17 protein-coding genes are annotated in these 16855 nt (G+C 73.5%); 6 read left to right on the forward strand and 11 right to left on the reverse strand.

The annotated features are described in order from the left end of the window. Nucleotides 1–27 precede the first annotated feature (27 nt). Nucleotides 28–1224, forward strand: a complete 1197-nt coding sequence (gene ligD / locus ACWCSU_RS09330; RefSeq protein WP_357700994.1) for a non-homologous end-joining DNA ligase — start codon at nt 28–30, stop codon at nt 1222–1224. 122 nt (nt 1225–1346) lie between these two features. On the opposite strand, the gene ACWCSU_RS09335 is transcribed toward ligD, so the two are convergent. The 3 genes from ACWCSU_RS09335 to ACWCSU_RS09345 form a co-directional block, all read right to left on the reverse strand. Continuing rightward, the gene (locus tag ACWCSU_RS09335; RefSeq protein WP_449934661.1) at nt 1347–2765 is read right to left on the reverse strand and encodes an NAD(P)/FAD-dependent oxidoreductase; all 1419 of its coding nucleotides are present in this window, start codon (nt 2763–2765) and stop codon (nt 1347–1349) included. Further along, a complete protein-coding gene (locus ACWCSU_RS09340; protein ID WP_357706755.1) occupies nt 2762–3388 on the reverse strand; it encodes a helix-turn-helix domain-containing protein in 627 nt (208 codons plus the stop codon). Before ACWCSU_RS09340 ends, ACWCSU_RS09335 begins: the two co-directional genes overlap by 4 nt. 102 nt (nt 3389–3490) lie before the next feature. Next, the gene (locus tag ACWCSU_RS09345; RefSeq protein ID WP_357706754.1) at nt 3491–4378 is read right to left on the reverse strand and encodes an SDR family oxidoreductase; all 888 of its coding nucleotides are present in this window, start codon (nt 4376–4378) and stop codon (nt 3491–3493) included. 87 nt (nt 4379–4465) lie between these two features. Between ACWCSU_RS09345 and ACWCSU_RS09350 the strand changes: the two genes are divergently transcribed. After that, the gene (locus ACWCSU_RS09350; RefSeq protein ID WP_364096221.1) at nt 4466–6232 is read left to right on the forward strand and encodes a thiamine pyrophosphate-dependent enzyme; all 1767 of its coding nucleotides are present in this window, start codon (nt 4466–4468) and stop codon (nt 6230–6232) included. A 115-nt stretch (nt 6233–6347) separates the two neighbouring features. Here the strand turns inward: ACWCSU_RS09350 and ACWCSU_RS09355 are convergent, their stop codons facing one another. Beyond that, the gene (locus ACWCSU_RS09355; RefSeq protein ID WP_357706750.1) at nt 6348–7100 is read right to left on the reverse strand and encodes an IclR family transcriptional regulator; all 753 of its coding nucleotides are present in this window, start codon (nt 7098–7100) and stop codon (nt 6348–6350) included. Between the two features lie 80 nt (nt 7101–7180). Here ACWCSU_RS09355 and ACWCSU_RS09360 point away from each other — a divergent pair, with 80 nt between their 5' ends. Together ACWCSU_RS09360 and ACWCSU_RS09365 are read left to right on the forward strand one after the other, a co-directional pair. Beyond that, nucleotides 7181–8341: a 4-hydroxybenzoate 3-monooxygenase gene (locus tag ACWCSU_RS09360; protein WP_449934662.1), complete on the forward strand. Its 1161-nt coding sequence runs from the start codon at nt 7181–7183 to the stop codon at nt 8339–8341. Between the two features lie 64 nt (nt 8342–8405). Continuing rightward, entirely contained in the window at nt 8406–8711 is a 306-nt protein-coding gene (locus ACWCSU_RS09365) for a DUF6401 family natural product biosynthesis protein (protein ID WP_357706747.1), read from the forward strand. A 101-nt stretch (nt 8712–8812) separates the two neighbouring features. Here the strand turns inward: ACWCSU_RS09365 and ACWCSU_RS09370 are convergent, their stop codons facing one another. From ACWCSU_RS09370 to ACWCSU_RS09380, 3 genes are all read right to left on the reverse strand, one after another. Then, entirely contained in the window at nt 8813–9631 is an 819-nt protein-coding gene (locus ACWCSU_RS09370) for a mechanosensitive ion channel family protein (protein ID WP_449934773.1), read from the reverse strand. Nucleotides 9632–9752: 121 nt separating this feature from the next. After that, a complete protein-coding gene (locus ACWCSU_RS09375) occupies nt 9753–10334 on the reverse strand; it encodes a hypothetical protein (RefSeq protein ID WP_449934663.1) in 582 nt (193 codons plus the stop codon). Then, nucleotides 10334–11707, reverse strand: coding sequence for an NAD(P)/FAD-dependent oxidoreductase (locus tag ACWCSU_RS09380; protein WP_357706743.1), 1374 nt, complete (start codon nt 11705–11707; stop codon nt 10334–10336). Before ACWCSU_RS09380 ends, ACWCSU_RS09375 begins: the two co-directional genes overlap by 1 nt. Nucleotides 11708–11871: 164 nt before the next feature. Between ACWCSU_RS09380 and ACWCSU_RS09385 the strand changes: the two genes are divergently transcribed. After that, a complete protein-coding gene (locus tag ACWCSU_RS09385; RefSeq protein ID WP_357706742.1) occupies nt 11872–12033 on the forward strand; it encodes a hypothetical protein in 162 nt (53 codons plus the stop codon). On the opposite strand, the gene ACWCSU_RS09390 is transcribed toward ACWCSU_RS09385, so the two are convergent. From ACWCSU_RS09390 to ACWCSU_RS09405, 4 genes are read right to left on the reverse strand one after another with little or no spacing between them, the layout of a single operon-like run. Continuing rightward, entirely contained in the window at nt 12016–12651 is a 636-nt protein-coding gene (locus tag ACWCSU_RS09390) for a VOC family protein (RefSeq protein WP_449934664.1), read from the reverse strand. The genes ACWCSU_RS09385 and ACWCSU_RS09390 overlap by 18 nt on opposite strands. Continuing rightward, nucleotides 12629–13450, reverse strand: a complete 822-nt coding sequence (locus ACWCSU_RS09395; RefSeq protein WP_357706739.1) for an alpha/beta fold hydrolase — start codon at nt 13448–13450, stop codon at nt 12629–12631. The genes ACWCSU_RS09390 and ACWCSU_RS09395 overlap by 23 nt, the downstream gene beginning before the upstream one ends. Next, a complete protein-coding gene (locus ACWCSU_RS09400; protein ID WP_449934665.1) occupies nt 13447–14361 on the reverse strand; it encodes a Rieske 2Fe-2S domain-containing protein in 915 nt (304 codons plus the stop codon). The genes ACWCSU_RS09395 and ACWCSU_RS09400 overlap by 4 nt, the downstream gene beginning before the upstream one ends. Next, the gene (locus ACWCSU_RS09405) at nt 14358–15605 is read right to left on the reverse strand and encodes a flavin monoamine oxidase family protein (RefSeq protein ID WP_449934666.1); all 1248 of its coding nucleotides are present in this window, start codon (nt 15603–15605) and stop codon (nt 14358–14360) included. Before ACWCSU_RS09405 ends, ACWCSU_RS09400 begins: the two co-directional genes overlap by 4 nt. 51 nt (nt 15606–15656) lie before the next feature. Here ACWCSU_RS09405 and ACWCSU_RS09410 point away from each other — a divergent pair, with 51 nt between their 5' ends. Continuing rightward, nucleotides 15657–16847 carry a cytochrome P450 gene (locus ACWCSU_RS09410; RefSeq protein WP_449934667.1) on the forward strand — a complete coding sequence of 397 codons (1191 nt, stop codon included), beginning with the start codon at nt 15657–15659 and terminating at the stop codon, nt 16845–16847. The last annotated feature ends 8 nt before the right edge of the window (nt 16848–16855 follow it).

Consider the following 16855-nt stretch of genomic DNA (forward strand, 5'->3'; position numbering starts at 1 on the left):
GTCGGACCCGCCGCGTACTGTGATCTCATGCCTGACATCGAGGTCGCGGGGCGTTCCGTCCACATCACCAGCCCCGACAAGGTGGTCTTCCCGCAGTCGGGCCACACCAAGCTCGACCTGATCCGGTTCTACCAGGCGGTGGGCGAGGCGGCGCTGCGCGGCGTGCACGGGCGGCCGATGGTGCTCAAGCGGTTCGTCCACGGCATCGAGCAGGAGGCGTTCTTCCAGAAACGGGCTCCCGCCAAGCGGCCCGACTGGATCGAGGTGGCCGAGCTGCGCTACCGGTCCGGGCTGAGCGCGGAAGAGGTGGTCTGCACCGATCTGGCGCAGTTGCTCTGGGTGATCAACCTGGGGTGCGTCGACCTCAACCCCCACCCGGTGCGCGCCGACGACCTGGCCAGGCCCGACGAGCTGCGCATCGACCTCGATCCCGTGCCCGGCGTCGCCTGGGCCGACGTGCTGGCCACCGCGCAGGTGGCGCGGGAGGTGCTGGCCGACCACGGGCTGGTCGCCTGGCCCAAGACGTCCGGGTCGCGCGGGTTCCATGTCTACGCCCGGATCGAGCGGCGGTGGCCGTTCGCGAAGGTGCGCAAGGCGGCCGAGACCGTGGCCCGCGAGGTCGAGCGGCGGGCCCCCGACCTGGCGACCAGCAGGTGGTGGAAGGAGGAGCGCCACGGCGTGTTCGTCGACTTCAACCAGAACGCCTACGACCGCACGGTCGCCTCGGCGTACTCGGTGCGCGCGGTGCCCGACGCCCGCGTGTCCACGCCGCTGACCTGGGACGAGGTGCCCGGTTGCCGGCCCGAGACGTTCACGGTCGACAGCGTGCCCAAGCGGCTGGCCGAGCTGGGCGACCCGTGGGAGGACATGGATCTGCACGCCGGGTCGCTCGACGGGCTGCTGGAGCTGGCCGAGGAGCTCGGGCCCGCGCCCAAGCCGCCCAAGGGCAGCGGGCGCAGGCAGCAGACCATGCCGGTCATCGAGATCGCCAGGGCCCAGCACAAGGAGGAGGCGCTGGCGGGGCTCGACCGCTGGAAGGCCCGCCACCCCGAGGTCGCGGCCCTGCTGGAGGCCGCCGACGTGCTGGTCGACGGCATGCGCGGGCGCAGCAGCGTCTGGTACCGGATCCGGGTCAACCTCCAGCATGTGCCGGAGGAGGAGCGGCCGGCGCAGGAGCCGCTGGAGGTCGACTACGACCCCTGGCAGGGCGCCGGCGGCCCCTGACCGGGCGCGGCAGGGCGCCCGGTCAGGGGCCGCCGGCCAGGGCCGCCGATCAGGGGGCGGATCGGCGGCCGGGAACCAGGGCGCTGAGGGAGGTAGCGCCCCGGAGGGCCGAGGGGGGCGGGTCAGCGGCCGGAGACGAGGTTGCCGAGGCGGGCGTACAGCGACGTGCCGGTGCCGCGGTCGTTCTCGTGGCGGTCGGCGGCCCGGAACAGCGTGTAGATGAGCTGCACGCCCGCCCACCGCAGCGGCTCCGGCTCCCACTGCCGCACCTGCCGGCCCACCCATGGCAGCGCCGTCAGCTCGGTGTCCCGCCGCAGCACCAGGTCGCGCAGCGTGCGCCCGGCCAGGTTCGTGGTGGTCACGCCGCTGCCGACGTACCCGCCGGCCCAGCCGAGCCCGCTCGCGTGGTCGAGGTGCACGGTCGAGCACCAGTCGCGCGGCACGCCGAGCACCCCGCACCACGAGTGCTGCACCCGCGCGTCGGCCGCCGCGGGGAAGAGCTTCACCAGCATCCGCCACAGCAGCGCCACCGTCCGCGCCTGGGTGGCCCCCCGGCGGTCGGTACGCGACCCGAACCGGTACGGCACCCCCCGCCCGCCGATCGCGATCCGGTCGTCGGCCGTGCGCTGGGCGTAGACGTAGGCGTGGGCCTGGTCGCCGAGCAGCTCGTGCCCCGCCCAGCCGATGTGCTTCCACACCTCGGCGGGCAGCGGCTCAGTGACGATCATGGAGCTGTTCATCGGCAGCCACTGCCGGTGCTGCCCGGCCAGGGACGCGGTGAAGCCCTCGGTGGCGCGGATGACGTAGTCGGCCGAGACGATGCCGAGCGGCGTGTGCGCGGTCGCCTTGCCGCCGCCCACGCGCGGCCGGATCTCGGTCACCGTCGTGCCCTCGAAGACGTCCACGCCCAGCGCCGCGACGGCCGTGGCCAGCCCGACGGCGAGCTTGGCCGGCTGCACGCGGGCGCAGTGCGGCGAGTAGGCGGCCTCCAGCGTGCCCGCCACCTGGAGGCGTTCGCGCTGCTCGTCGCGGTCCATCAGGCGCATGTCGTCCTCGCCGTACCCCCAGGAGCGCAGGTCGGCGACCTCCTCGCGGAGCCGCCGCCGCTGGGCCGGGTTGGTGGCCACGTGCACGAGACCGCCCTTGTGCACGTCGGCGTCGATGCCCTCGGCGCGGGTGACGTCGATGACCTCGTCCACCGCGCGGAACATGGCGTGCTGGAGGTCGATCATGGCCTGCCGGCCGCGCGCCTCGGCGTGCCGCTCGCGCGAGCCGGCGAACTCGGCCGACAGCCAGCCGCCGTTGCGCCCGGACGCCCCGAACCCGGCGAACTCCTTCTCCAGGATCGCGATCCGCAGGTCGGGCTGGGCCTTCTTCAGGTAGTACGCCGTCCACAGACCGGTGTAGCCGCCGCCGACGATCGCCACGTCGTACTCGCGGGAGCCGGGCAGCGACGGCCGCCTGGCGGGCAGGCCGATCTGCCGGTACCAGAACGAGACGCCCCCGTTGGCGAAGTCGTCGGTGAGCGGGATGCCTGTCATGACTGTTCTGCCTCCACGGCTGCTGCTTGCCCCTCCGCTGTTTCCCCGTCCGCTTTGTCCCCGGCGGACGGGGTGGGCGGGCTGATCACCCAGAGCACCTCGGCGGTCTCGTCGCCGTCGTTGACCACCCGGTGCGGGACCGACGTGCGGTACTCCACGCTGTCGCCGGGCCCCATCGGGTGCGCGGCGGCGGACCCGGCGGGGCCCAGCCAGAGCGTGAGGTTGCCGCGCAGCACGAGGAAGATCTCCTGCGAGTCGCCGTGCGTGTACGGCTCGTCGCCGGTGGAGGCGCCCGGCTCGAACTCCCCGGCGTACATCTCCAGGGTGCGCAGCGGGCGCTGGGAGATCAGGAACTTGCGGGTGCCCGGCCCGGTGGCCAGCTCGGGACGCTCGGCGCGGCGCACCACGCGGTGGGCGGGCTCGTCGTCCTCGTTGAACAGGTCGGCCACGGTGATGCCGAGCGCCGAGGCGATCCTGCGCAGCATGCCGATGCTCGCGCTGGTCTGGCCGCGTTCGAGCTGGCTGATGAAGCTCGGGCTCGCCTTGGCCTCGCCGGCCAGCGCGCGCACGGTCATGCCGCGCATGCCGCGGTAGGCCCGGATGCGGGTGCCCAGGTCCGTCATCGAACCCCTCGATCGGTCAGGCTGAACAAGTTGTTCAGTGACCGTACCGACGGCGGAGAAAGCCCAGCAAGAGGGGGGTGCCTAACGAATCGGTAACCGGTCTCAGCCGCGGGTCGGCCGCTGGTAGCCCTCGTCGCCGCCGTAGACGTGCCGGGACGGGTCGTGTTCGGGCTGGGTGGCCGGGCTGGTCGGCGAGGCGGTGTGCTCCTCGGCGAAGTCGTCCGAGGGCGTGGGCGGCGGCGGGAACAGGTAGTCGTGCCAGGTGATCCGGCCCTTGGGATCGGCCTCGGTGGTGAACGCGCCCGCGCGCTGCGCGGCGGCCAGCTTGCCCGGGATGCGCACCGGCAGGCACAGGCGGCGCAGGTGACGGGCGTCGAGCCAGGTCCTGGCCAGCTCCTCGGTGCCGAGGACCTGCGGGCCGCCGTACTCCAGGACCGCGCAGGCGGGGCCGCCGGCCAGCAGCGCGGCCAGGCGGGCGGCGACGTCGTTCACGTGCACCGGCTGCCAGAGCAGCGAGCGGTCCATGGGCAGCACGGGCAGCGTGGACAGGTCGCGCAGCAGCCGGTCGACCGACTGGTGGAACGGGGTGGCGCGGACGACCGTCCAGGCCATGCCGCTCTCCTTGACCAGCCGTTCGGCCTCCAGCTTGTGCCGGTGGCCGGGCGCGCGGTCCGCGCCGGCGACCGAGGGCAGCAGCAGGTGCGAGGCTCCGGCCGAGCGGGCCGCCGCGGTCAGCGTGCGGGTGCCGGCCAGGTCCACCTGGGCGCCTCCCTGCCGGCCGCCGGTGGCCAGGTGCGCGACGGCCTCGATCTGCCGTACGGCCTCCGCGACGCCCTTGCCCGAGGCCAGATCGCCCCAAGCCCACTCCACGCCCCCGCGGCTCTCGTGCCGGGTACGGCTGAGCGCCCGTACCCGATGACCCGCCTTGAGCAGGACGGGCACCAGTGCCCTGCCGAGGGTGCCGGTGGCTCCTGTGACCAGAATGCGCATGCCGGGTCCATACCCGCGAATCCCCAGAGATGACAATGATTTTCGTGACGAGGTCTGTGGACGGCGGTGCGGGGTAGAGCCGCCAATATGGCTCGTATCGCATCCGAATCCCTGATCGAACGGCTCGCCGAGTGGGGCGTGGACACCGTCTTCGGCCTGCCGGGCGACGGTATCAACGGCATCATGGAGGGGCTGCGCCGTCATCGTGACCGGGTGCGGTTCGTGCTGGTGCACCACGAGGAGGCCGCCGCCTTCATGGCCACCGGCTACGCCAAGGCCACGGGACGGATCGGCGTGTGCCTGGCCACCTCCGGCCCCGGCGGCATCCACCTGCTCAACGGTCTCTACGACGCCAAGCTCGACCACGTCCCGGTGCTGGCCATCACCGGCATGCAGGAGACCGCCGTGCTCGGCACCGGCTACCAGCAGGAGGTCCACCTCGACAAGCTGTTCGCCGACGTGGCCGAGTACAACATGATGATCACCAACCCGGCCCAGCTGCCCTCGCTGGTGGACCTGGCCGTCCGGACGGCCTACGCGCGGCGCGGCGTCGCCCATCTCACGCTGCCCAACGACATCCAGGTGGCCGACGCGGGGGAGGACCCGTACCGGACGGTCGCGCCGGTGCGGGCGCCGGAGACCGCGCCGATCTACCTGCGGCCCCCGGGGCTGCCGCGCCAGGAGGACCTGGCTCGGGCCGCCGAGGTGCTCAACGCCGCCGAACGGCCCGCCATCCTGGCCGGGCAGGGCGCGCTGCACGCCCGGGACGAGGTGCTGGCCGTGGCCGAGGCGCTGGGCGCGCCGGTGGTCAAGACGCTGCCCGGCAAGGCGGTCGTCCCGGACGACTCGCCGTACACGACGGGCGGGATCGGGCTGCTCGGCACGAGGCCGAGCGAGGAGCTGATGGACGAGGCCGACGTGCTGTTCATGATCGGCACGAACTTCCCGTACTCGAAGTTCCTGCCCGAGCCGGGCAAGGCGCGGGTGGTGCAGTTCGAGGCCGAGCCGACCAGGGCGGGGGCGCGGGTGCCGACCGACGTGCCCGTGGTGTGCGACGCCAAGGAGGGACTGCGGGAGCTGCTGCCGCTGCTCAACCGGGGGAACGGCAACGGCCACCTGGCGAAGTACCAGAAGCTCATGGCCAAGTGGCGCTCCGACATGGACGCCCTGGAGAACCCTGACAGGGACCCGATCGCCCCCCAGTACGCCATGGCCGTCCTGGACGACCTGGCCTCCGACGACGCCATCCTCACCTGCGACAGCGGCACGATCGCCACCTGGGCCGCCCGCCACTGGACGATCCGCGGCGGGCGCGAGTTCTACCTGTCGGGCACGCTGGCCACGATGGCCCCGGGCCTGCCGTACGCCATCGCCATGCAGCACGCCTTCCCCGGCCGCCAGGTCATCGCCTACGTCGGCGACGGCGGGTTCGCGATGCTGATGGCCGAGTTCCTGACCGCCGCCCAGCATCGGCTGCCGGTCAAGGTCGTCATCAACAACAACAACTCCCTCGGCCAGATCCTGTGGGAGCAGATGGTCCTCGGCTACCCCGAGCACGGCGTGCGCTTCGCCCAGCCCGAGGCCGACTACTCGGTGTGGGCCAGGGCGTGCGGCGGGTTCGGCGCCAAGGTCACCAAGTCCGGGGACGTGGCCGCGGCGATCAGGCAGGCGCTCGCCCACGACGGCCCGGCCCTGGTGGACGTGGACGTCAACCCGAACGAGCCGCCCATGCCCGGCAAGGTCTCCTACGACCAGGCCAAGAGCTTCGCGCAGGCGTTCCTGAAGGGCCAGCCGCACAAGGCGGCCATCGCGACCACCCTGTTCAAGGACCGCATCCAGAGATTCACCGACTGATCCTCCACCTCCGGACACCGCCCCACCTCGGGACACCTGGGACCCCTGCCTTGAGAGGCCGCTCGCGTTCGGATCCGGCCGGTCAGGGGTGGGGCGACCCGGGCGGGCCGGCCGGTCAGGGGGTCTGGTGGGCGTGGGCGATCCGGGCGGCGGTCTCCAGGAGGGGGTCCACCAGCCGGGGCAGCTCGCGGGAGCGCCGCGAGGCGAGCACGATCCCCACGGCGGCCACCGCCCGCCCGTCCACCACGACCGGCGCCGCCGCCGAGCACGAGCCGAGCGTCATCTCCTCGTGCGTCAGCGCGTAGCCCTGCGCCCGCACCGCCGCCAGCTCCCTGGCCAGCCGGCCGGGCTCGGTGACGGTGTGCGGCGTGGGCCGTTCGAGGGCACGGGCCAGGTACGCCTGCACGAACCACTCCGGCTCGAAGGCCAACAGCGCCTTGCCCACGCCCGTCGGGTGCATCGGCAGCCGCCCGCCGGTGCGCGAGACGATGGGCACGGCCCGCCTGCCGTACACCTTGTCGACGTACAGGACCTCCAGGCCGTCGCGGACGGCGAGGTGCACGTTCTCGCCGGTGGTGGCGAACAGCTCCTGGAGCCAGGGGTGCGCGCGGCCCTGGAGGCTGCCGGGGGCGAGCTGGCCGAGCTCCCACAGCCGCAGCCCCACCCGCAGCCGCCCGTCGGGGGAGCGGCTGAGCGCCTGCCACCGCTCCAGCTCGGCCACCAGCCGGTGGGCCGTGCTCAGCGGCACCCCGCTCCGCCTGGCCAGGTCGGTCAGCGTGAGCTGCGGATGGGCCGCGTCGAACGCCCCCAGGATCGCCAGCACCTTGGACGTCACCGTCTGCCCCGGCTGCCTGGCTCCTCCGGACATGACCACACTCCTGCACAGTTCTTCCACTCAGTGGAAGAGGCTACTCGGCTCCCGGGGCCTGAAGGCAGCAGACTTCCCTCATGCGAACTCAGGTCGGGATCATCGGCGCGGGCCCCGCGGGCCTGCTGCTGTCTCATCTGCTCCACCTGCGCGGCATCTCCTCGGTGGTGCTGGAGAAGCGCAGCCGCGCCTACGTCGAGCGACGGGTGCGCGCGGGTGTCCTGGAGCAGGGCACCGTGGACACGCTCGTCGAGGCGGGCGTGGGCGGGCGCCTGCTGCGCGAGGGCCTGCCCCACCACGGCATCGAGCTGCGGTACGGCGGCGCCGGCCACCGCATCGCCTTCGACAGGCTCGTCCCCGGCCGGGCCATCACCGTCTACGGCCAGCAGGAGGTCGTCAAGGACCTGATCGCGGCCCGGCTGGCGGCGGGCGGCGACGTCCGGTTCGAGGTCGAGGACGTCGCGGTGCACTCGCCGGAGTCGCAGCCGTACCTCACCTTCGGCGGCGAGCGGCTCGACTGCGACGTGATCGCCGGGTGCGACGGGTTCCACGGCGTCTCCCGCCCCAGCGTCCCGGACGGGGTCCTGGAGGTGTTCGAGCGGGAGTACCCCTTCGCGTGGCTCGGCGTCCTGGCCGAGGTGGCGCCCTCGTCGGAGGAGCTGATCTACGCCAGGACCGAGCGCGGCTTCGCCCTGCACAGCATGCGCTCGCCCACCGTCAGCCGCTTCTACCTGCAGATCCCGGCCGACGCCGACGTGGCGCAGTGGCCGGACGAGCGCGTCTGGGCCGAGCTGAAGGCCCGGCTGGAGACCGTCCCGGGCTTCGAGCTGACCACGGGCGAGATCATCGAGAAGGGCGTCACGCCGATGCGCTCCTTCGTCACCGAGCCCATGCAGTACGGGCGGCTCTACCTGGCCGGGGACGCCGCGCACATCGTGCCGCCGACCGGCGCCAAGGGCCTGAACCTGGCCGTGGCCGACGTCCGGGTGCTGACCGAGGCGTTGACGGCCTTCTTCGAGCACGGCTCGCCGGAGCTGCTGGACGGCTACTCGCGGGCGTGCCTGAAGCGGGTCTGGCGGGCGCAGCACTTCTCGTGGTGGATGACGACGCTGCTGCACACCTTCGAGGAGGACGACGCGTACGGGCGGCGGCTCCAGACCTCCTACCTGGACTACGTCACCTCCTCGGAGGCGGCGGCGACCACGCTGGCGGAGAACTACGTCGGGCTGCCCTTCGACTGACCCGTCCGGCCCGTGCGACCACCCCCGGGCGGTCTGACCTCGGGTGATGCCTTAAGGTTGGCGCGTGGTTTTCGAGGAGGGCTGGGCGCGTTCGCCCCTGCGGTGGTTGATGGACACGCTGGGCCACGCCCAGCTCGCCAGGATGGAGAGCGAGCCGGCGCTGGTCGCGGCCGTGGATCAGCACGCGGCCCTGCTGCGTGACGCGATCCCGCTCGACCGCGAGACCCTCGGCGACTACCTGCTGGGCTTCCTCGACGAGCTGCGCCACCTGGGCTGGATCTTCAGCGGCGACCACGACGCGCCCGCGCTGCGGCTGACGGCCGTCTGCTGGCTCGCCCGCGAACAGGGCTTCCTCGCCGAACCCGCCTGACCGCCCCCAAGACGGGGGCGGGGCCGGTCCGCGGGGTCGGGTGGTGCGGGCCGGCCCTGGTGGGTCCGCGTGACCGGGCGCTCGTCCCGGCCACACGGAGCTCAGGTTCCGGGCGGGATGTCCGCGCGGGTCGCCCCGCCGGTGGTGCCGGTGGTGCCTGTCGTGCCGGGTGCGCCGGGCGTGGTCTGGGCCGGCTCGGCGGGCCGGGCCATCGTGCGGGCGTCCTCACGTCCCCGCTGGTACGCCTCGGCGTGCGCCCTGGCCTGCGGCGCCTCCGCCTCGATCCGGCCGATCCAGCGCTCCCAGCGCTGCTGCATCGGACGGACGAGCCCGCCGCCCAGCCCGATGGCCAGGATCGCGCCGATGGTGGCGAGCACGGTGATGAGCACCGGCGTCGTGACGGTCGTGGCGACGCCGATCTGGTTGAGCGCGGCGATGATGCCCAGCGCCCAGATGAAGACGGCTGCCGCGATGCCGAGCCAGCGCCCGTAGGACAGGCCGCCGAGCGCGCCGTCGACGAGATCCTTGACGGCCCTGGCGATCGCGCCCGCGATCACGATGATCACGATGGCGACCACGGCCTTGGGCAGCCAGCCGACCACCCCGTTGAGCAGCGCCGAGATCGGGTTGGGCCCGAAGACGCTGAAGGCGATCTGCAGGGTGATCAGCAGGATCGCGTAGTAGACGAGCTTGGCGAGCAGGCCGCTGGCGTCGTACCGGCTGCTTTCGAGCCAGCGCTGCACGCCGCTGCGCTGCACGGCCCGCTCGAACCCCACGCGGTCGAGGAGCTTGTCCACGAGCTTCTGCAGCGCCTTCGCCACGATCCACCCGATGATCAGAATCACCAGGAACGCGACCAGCCTGGGCACGAACGTCGCCACCTGTCGCCAGGCGTCCGTCAGGCCTTGGCCAATATTGATGTCCACGGTTTCCTCCAGGACGAGGAGCCAATGGAGTCGCGCTACCCGCCTGAACTGGGACTATGCACTCAAAGCAACCGAATTTTGCAGACTGTTACATTTGTACAAGTGTGCGCGGGCGTCAGCGGAGCCGGCGCAGGTCCATCTGGAAGTTCTGGTGCCAGGTCTGCCCGCCGTCCACGGTGGTCTCGCCGATCTCGTGCCAGGTCGTGGCGGTGAACGTCAGCGTGTAGCGGCTGGTGTAGGCGGGTGTCTGGAGGCTCCACCGGAAGGTGTTGTCGCCGACCTCCGGCACGACCGTGGTGACGTAGCCGCGGGAGAACGCCTCCCACCGGTACTGGCCGGTCGCCTCGTTGTAGTTGATCACGGCCAGGGCGCTGTCCGCGATCGTACGCGGGTCGGCCTTGTCGCGGCCCTGCCCTTCGACCGAGATCACCAGGTCGCCCGCCTGCCAACGCACCCGCTCGGTCTGCAGGAACTCCTGCCGCGTCCCGGACGGGGTGACGGTCCAGCCCGGCCCCGCCCAGGTCCCGATCATGAACGAGAGCCGCCGCATGGCCTCCGCCTGCCCGACGAGTGCCTGCCCGACGGATGCCTGCCCGCTGAGCGCCGGGGAGGGCGTCCGGGCGGCCGTCGCCGGGCCGGGGGAGAGCAGGGCCGCGAGCAGGGCGAGCGGCAGGAGCAGGCGGACCAGTGACTTCATCAAGGCGTCCTCGTCAGTGAGCGGCTGATGCCGAGCCGGGGGTGAGCGGTCAGGTAGAGGCCGGTGGCGGCGTCGTACAGGTCGTTGGCGTCCATGCGCATGGGGGCCATGGTGCTGCCGGCGGGCGTGACGTTGCGCAGGGCGCGCAGCCCCGCGTCGTGGGCGGCGGTCACCAGCTCGCTCATCGGCGCGGTGCCGCCGGCGGTGGTGGCGTCGGTCAGGTCCGACAGCCCGGCCGTGATCGCGGCGAACGCGTGGTCGGACCTCTCGCCCCTGACCAGGTGCTGGGCCAGCCAGAAGTAGCTGGCCCGGCCGCGGTACTGCCGGTAGACCGAGGAGACCATGGTCAGCAGCCGCTGGTAGGCGTTGCGGTAGAGCGACTCGTAGAACCCCTGGGCCTCCTGCTCGCTCACCTCGCCGCGGTCGGTGGCGGTGATCGAGGCCGCGGCCAGCAGGGCGCTGTACATGGCCAGGTGCACGCCGGTCGACAGCAGCGGGTCGAGGAAGCAGGCGGCGTCCCCGGCGATGTGGTAGCCGGGGCCGCAGAAGGAGTCGGCCACGTACGAGAAGTCCTGTTCGATCCGGACCGGACCGGTGAACCTGCCGACCAGCCCCGCCACGGTCGGCGAGTCGGCCACCACCGCGTGGAACATCTCCTCCGGCGACCCGTAGTGGGGACGCCGCTCCAGGAAGCGCGTCTGGTGGGTGACGAAGCCGACGCTGAACACCTCGCCGCGCAACGGGATCACCCAGTACCACCCTTCCGGCGAGGAGATGACGTTGATGCCGCCGCCCGGCGTGTCCGGAAGCAGGTCGCCGCCCTGGTAGTAGCCCCAGATCGCGACGTTCCTGAAGACGTCGTGCGGTCGTCGGTCACGGAAGTGCCGCGCCGACAGTACCCCGGCGCGTCCGGAGGCGTCGACCAGGTGATCGAAGCGCTCGACGCCGCGGTCCCACTCGGCGGCGCACGCGCGGCCGTCCTCGAACAGCACGCGCCGGACCCTGGCCTGCTGGATCACCTCGACGCCCTGGGAGGCGGCGTGGTCCAGCAGCACCTGGTCGAAGTCGTCCCGGTCGACCTGCCAGGAGCGCACGTCGGGGCCGAACGTGGCCGCCCAGTTCACCGTCCAGTCGCGTTCGGCGCCCCAGCGCAGCAGCAGGCCCTCCTTGACCGGGTAGCCGCGTTCCTCGACCTTGTCGTGCGCCCCGGCGTAGTCGATGATCGTCCGGCACGACGGGGACACCGACTCGCCGATGTGGTAACGCGGGAAACGTTCGCGTTCCAGCAGCCTCACGTCCATTCCGTTGCGGGCCAGCAGCGTGGCGGCGATCGAGCCCGCCGGGCCGCCGCCGATCACTAATACCTTGGTCATCGCGAGCCCTTCCGATAATCGATGCGTATTACGCAGTCGCGGGCCCGGCAAGCGGGGCCCAATACGTAGGCCGATACGTATATTCCGGCGTTATTCTGGACCGCCGGCCCGGCCTGGTCGATGATGCGTCTGAGTTCCGTTCCGTCTTTCTTCAAGGAGCGCGCATGGGATTGAACCTCCGGCTGGTCGTTCCCCTGGTCTACGCCGTCGCGGTGGTCGTGGCCTTTCTGATCGGCAAGACGGTCGGCTCGGTGGTCGTCATCGCCGGCGCCGTCCTCGTGGCCCTGTTCTTCGTCCTGTCCGGCCGGTCACGTCAGCGCGAATAGGGCCCCCCACGGGTCGCGCACGATCGTCGCCCGGGGATGCCCGGGGGCGGTCGTGGCGCCCAGCCGGGCCGCCGTCGCCGCCGCCGCGGCGCGGTCCGCGGTCGCGAAGAACGTCATCCACTGCGGGCGAGCCCCCGTCCCCTCGCGGGCCACGGGCGCGGCGCCGAGCAGGTCCCGGTAGAACGCGGTCCCGGCCGACCACAGCTCGTGCCCGCACCACGTCCCCGGCTCGCCGGCCAGCACGATCCCGGCCGGACGGTGTCCCTCCCAGAAGCCGACCGCCGCCCCCGCCGGGTCGGTCGCGAACAGCACGCGCCCGTCCTGGCCGGCCGCCATCGGGCCGAAGACGACGCCGCCGCCCAGCTCCTTCACCCCCACGGCCACCGCGTCCACGTCCGGAGCCGCCAGGTAGGTGTTCCAGGAGGCGGGCAGGCCCGGCGGCACCCGGCCGAAACCGGCCACGACCTGGCCGCCGAGCTCGACGAAGGAGTAGCCGCCCTCCTCGCGGAAGGTCCAGCCGAACAGCTCTCCGTAGAAGGCCCGCGCGCCGGCTGGGTCGAGCGCCCCGTAGTCCACCCAGCACGGCTCGCCCGGCTCATAGTGCTCGTGAATCGGCACGCCCGGCCTCCTCGTCCGCTTCGAGGGCCGACAGCCGCAGGTGCCCGGCGATGAGCGGCGCCACGACCTCGGGCCGTTCGATCATGCACAGGTGCCCGGCGCCGGGTACGGTGACCGTACGGCACAGCGGGACCGAGCCGCCCAGCAGCGCGGCGCCGGCCCGGAACGTCGGCATGTCCCGGTCGCCCACGACGACCAGCGTGCGCGCCCGGATGCCGCGGAGGTCCTCGACCGTGTGGACGTGCCTGCTCAGCCCGTGCATCGCGCCGTCGCGCAGCTCCCGCCACGAATGCCCGGCCACGATCGCGCGCAGCCTGGCGCGCAGCTCGGGGTGGTCCTCGGTGCCGCGGAAGATGTCCGGCGGCGAGGACATCCACAGGTCGGCGAGCTGCTCGCCCCCCGCGCCCATCCGAGCCAGCCCGGCCAGCGCCCGGTACCGCCCGGCGGTGCCCGGCTCGGGGGGCGCGCCCGCGATGGTCGGGGAGCCGACGATCAGCCCGCGCACGTCACGCGGATGGTCGATGGCCAGTTGCAGGGCGATCATCGAGCCGATCGACTCGGCCACCACCAGCGCGGCCGACTCGGCCCCGGCCAGCCCGGCCAGCTCGGCCGCCAGCGCGGGCAGCGACGTGCCCGGCCGCAGCGGCCCGGAACGCCCGTGGCCCGGCAGGTCCACGCCGACGTGCCGCCAGCCGGGCAGCAGGTTCCACAGCGGTTCCCACACCGAGGCGTCCATCGTGTAGCCGTGGATCCACAACACGGCCCGGCCCTGGCCGGTCGAGCGCACGTACAGGCTCATGAGGACGCTCCGGGGACGGCGGCGAAACCCTGACAGAAGCGGCGGAAGGCGATGACCGGGGTGTCGCCGGCGTCCAGCCGCTGCGGGGCGTCCGTGTCGAGGTGGTCCCAGACGACGCGGTCCTGGTCGAAGGCGTAGCGGGCGCCGTGCACGAGGGCGGGCAGCGAGTCCGTCCGGTCCGGCCGCACACCGATGGCCACCCGTCCCACGCAGCCCGTCCCGTCCGGCACCGCGCCGGTGACGATCGTGTACGGCGCCTCCGGCGTGCCCAGCTCGGTCACCACGAGATGCGGGCTGTAGGCGCGGGCCACGAAGCGGGAGGCGAAGTCGAGCCGCCGCTCCTTCTCCCACGGCGGCGCCTTGGTACGGAACTCGCCCTCGATCACCAGCTCGTCGTGCTCGCCCATCCTGACCCGCATGCCGCGCACCGAGGGCACCAGGTGGACGGTGCTGAAGTGCTGGGCGTCGAAGGCGTTCTCGACGACGTACTCGGCCGGGACCGTCACCGGCCGGTTCACCGCCGCCACGATCACCAGGTCCTCGGCCGCCTGCTTGATCGCCTGCTCGAAGCCCCGGTCGTCGCCGGGGTCGCCGGCCAGCCGGGCGAACAGCGCCGCCCCGGCGCGCAGCGTGCGCAGCTCGTCCACCGCCCAGCGGCGGCCGGACCCGCCCAGCGAGATGCGTTTGCCGTGGAAGGGGCAGATCACGCAGTCGCCGTCCAGCTTGCCGCCGTAGGCCAGGTGGGCGCCCCGGTGCGGGCAGGTGGCCTCGAACACCCGGATCCGCTCGCCGTCGCGCACGGCCATCAGGCGCGTACCGCCCAGCCGCAGCGGCGTGATCCCCGGGCCGATCTCGTCGTCGAGGGCGAGCAGGAACCACCCGCCGTGGAGCTCCCCGTTGCCAGCCGTCATCTCTCCAGCGCCCCAATCACCTCTGTGGCCGCGCGCTCCCCGCTGGCCATCGCCATGTGCGCCATGGGCGGGCCGGACAGGCCGACGGTGGCCTCCCCGGCGAAGAAGACCGTCCCGCCCAGCGGCTCGGCCCAGGCCGGGGACGCCCACAGCGCCCCCACGCCCGGGTACGTGTAGGCCCCGCCCGTCCACGGGTCGGCGCCCCAGTCGCACACCACCACCTCCGCCGGGTTCAGCCCTCGCGTCCACGGCAGGGCCCCGGCCAGCAGCGCGACCAGCCCGCCCGGCTCGGCCCAGGCGCTCCTGGCCGCCGCGGCGGCGCGGGCCTTGGCCATCACCAGCACCTCGGGCCGCCCGGCCGTCGTGCTGACGAACCCCAGACGGCCCCCGGCGTCGAAGACCACGACGGACTCGGGCGCCTGTTCGGGATAGGCGACCAGCCCGCACCAGGCGTCCCCGGGCCGCAGCTCGTACGCCGCCGCCTGCTTGCGCACGGGCAGGTCGTCCACCACGAGCCGCCCCTCGGCGACCACCGGCGGCGGCACGGTGACCACGGCGGCGGCGGCGCTCTCCACGTGCCCGGCGGCGGTCAGCACCCGCACCTGGCCGCGCGTCCAGGACAGGCGGACGACCGCGTCGCCGAGCCGCACCCGCAGCCCCTCGGCCAGCCGCGCGGGCAGCCGGTCGAAGCCGCCGGGCAGCGCGAACTCGCCCCGTCCCGCCGGGTCGGCGCGCCGCAGCGCGGCCAGCGCGGGCGCGCTCAGCGCCTCGGGCTCGGCCGCCCAGTTCTGCCTGAACCACTCCGCGGCCGGCTCCAGCGCCTGCGGGCTGTCGGCGGTCTCCTCCTTGAGCCACGCCGCGACCGGTACGTCCCAGGGGCTCGCCCCCGCCAGGCGGCGCAGCGGCTCCCGGGCCGCGCCCGACGTCAGCCGATCCTCCAGCAGCGGCGGCGTGGGCCGCAGCGCGATCAGTGGACGCGGCCCGCCGGGCAGCAGCACCCGCGCCGCGCGCCGCGGCACCGGCACCGGCGCCTCCAGACCGGGCAGCGCCGCGATCGGGTTGCGGTCACCGTGGATCACCTGCGCGCCCAGCTCCAGCAGGGACGGCCGGTGGGTGCGGATCCGGCCGCCCACCCGCTCCCCGGCCTCCAGCACCGCGACCGCCAGGCCCGCGCCGGCCAGGCGCGCGGCCGCCGCCAGCCCGCTCACCCCGGCGCCGATCACGACGACGTCAAGCTCTGCCACCGGCACATCCTCTGTAGTAGTTTGTCCTCGGCCTGATCACGAGGAGACGCGATGACGGCACCCCGCACGCTGCCCGGCCACTTAGCGCACCCGTTCTCTCCTCGCGGGCGGCTCGACCCGTATCCGGCGTACCGCTGGCTGCGCGAGAACGACCCCGTGCACTTCGACGTCACCTCGCGCATGTGGCTGCTGACCACGCACGCCGACTGCGCGCTCGCGCTGCGCGACCCGCGCTTCTCGGCCGCGCTCGGGCAGCGGGAACGGGTCAGGGACGACGAGCTGCCGCCGTCGATGCTGACCACCGATCCCCCCGAGCACCAGCGCCTGCGCTCGCCCGGCGCGCTGCTGATGGGCCCGGCCGCCATCCGCGGCGTCGCGGGCGACATCGAGGCCGGGATCGGCGCGGTGCTCGACGCGCTGGCCGGCCGCGACGAGATCGAGGCCACCGCCGACATCGGCGAGCCGCTGGCCACCGGCGTGCTGGCCAGGCTGTTCGGGCTGCCGGCCGCCGCCGTGCCGGTCTTCGCCGGGCTGGCCGCCCGCGTGTCGGTCAACCTCGACCCGCTGGCCGGGCCCCAGGCCGCCGCGGCCGGGCGGGCCGCGATGGGCGAGCTCACCCGCTTCCTCGGCGAGCGCGCCGACGCCGCCACCGCCGCCGCCGGGAACGGGCCGGGCGGCTCGCCCTTCGGCCGGCTGGCCGCCGACGACCGGCTGACCAGGGCCGAGATGCTCGGCATCGCCGCGCTCACGGTCGTCGGCGGATGGAAGCCGCTGGCCGAGATGGTGGGCAACGCGCTCCACTGGCTGCTGCCGCGCCACGAGGCCGCCGACCGGATCAGGAACGGCGGCCGGGAGGTGGCCGAGTCGGCCGTGGACGAGCTGCTGCGGCTGGAATCGCCGATCCCGTTCACCGCCAGGGTGACCACCGAGGCGGTCCCGCTGGACGGCGGCGTGATCCCGGCGGGGGCGAGGGTGCTGGCCCTGGTCGGGGCGGCCAATCGCGATCCGGCCGTGTTCGACCGGCCCGACGAGCTGCTGGTCACCCGCTCGCCCAACCCCCATCTGGCCTTCGGCGCGGGCACCCACCTCTGCCTGGGCGCGCCGCTGGTCAGGCAGGCCGGCGGGCTGCTGCTGAGCGGGCTGCTGGAGCGGTATCCCGGGCTGCGCCGGACGGGGAAGCCGCCCGCGTGGGCCCCGGGCCTGGTGCCCAGGAGGCTGACCGGCTTCACCCTCGCCATCTGAGCCCCTCC

The sequence above is a fragment of the Nonomuraea sp. NPDC001699 genome (assembly GCF_053596455.1).